We start from the raw sequence: 405 nt of genomic DNA, 5'->3' as shown, positions 1-405 counted from the left end.
GACCAGATCATCTGGCGATCCTGATGCTCCGCACGCTTGTCCACGCCGGTGTAGCCCGCATCACCGCTGACATAGGTTTCCTCACCGTGCAGCAATTGATCGACCTGAGTCACGTCCGCCACATTCGCCGCAGTACCCACCAAACTATGGACTAAACCCGACTCGGCATCGACGCCTATATGCGCTTTCATGCCGAAGAAATACTGGTTTCCTTTCTTCGTCTGATGCATTTCGGGATCGCGTTTGCCGTCTTGGTCGAACTCGGCGCATGAATAATCGTCGCATCGACTACCGTAACTTGGCGCAGCATCAAACCTCGATCACCCAGATAGCCGTTGATGACCTGCAAAATCGCGCCTGCCAACTCGTGTTTTTCCAACAGACGCCGGAAGTTGAGAATGGTGG

At 54.3% G+C, this 405-nt stretch carries 1 pseudogene; it reads right to left on the bottom strand.

The window, feature by feature from the left end:
- A pseudogene (locus tag ABJ99_RS25045) lies at positions 1-405 on the bottom strand (IS5 family transposase); the annotation flags it as partial.

It is taken from the genome of Pseudomonas syringae pv. cilantro (genome assembly GCF_001293775.1).
GTDB classification, from domain to species: Bacteria; Pseudomonadota; Gammaproteobacteria; order Pseudomonadales; family Pseudomonadaceae; genus Aquipseudomonas; species Aquipseudomonas syringae_P.
Note: the sequence above shows the minus strand (reverse complement) of the source record. Positions and strands in the feature narration are given on the sequence as shown.